We start from the raw sequence: 388 nt of genomic DNA on the forward strand, positions 1-388 counted from the left end.
TCTACACCCTGGTGGCCAGGCCGGATGCCCCGCCAGGCGTGACGCAAGCGGCAAACGCACACTGATCGGAAACGGCGGACAGCGACAACAGCGCTGTCCGCCGGCGCTGTCGCCCCATCCCACAGCCCTCCGGGCGCGATCCTATGTCCGCCGGCAGCCGCCTCCAGTAGACTGCCCGCTGAAACGCAGTGGTGAGACGAGCATGGCCGAGAGCGCTTTTTCCGAACGTATCGTGCAGAACCTGCTGGATACCGACTTCTACAAGCTGACCATGATGCAGGCGGTGCTGCACAACTATCCCAACGCCGAGGTGGAATGGGAGTTCCGCTGCCGCAACCAGGAAGACCTGCGCCTGTACCTGCCGGCCATCCGCGAACAACTGGAATAC

The 388-nt window shown here is 63.7% G+C and carries 1 pseudogene; it reads left to right on the forward strand.

The features are described from left to right. Positions 1 to 202: 202 nt before the first annotated feature. Positions 203 to 388 (forward strand): annotated as a pseudogene (locus tag WCE05_RS26365) (nicotinate phosphoribosyltransferase); the annotation flags it as partial.

This window comes from Pseudomonas sp. I2 (assembly GCF_040984075.1).
GTDB lineage: Bacteria > Pseudomonadota > Gammaproteobacteria > Pseudomonadales > Pseudomonadaceae > Aquipseudomonas > Aquipseudomonas guariconensis_B.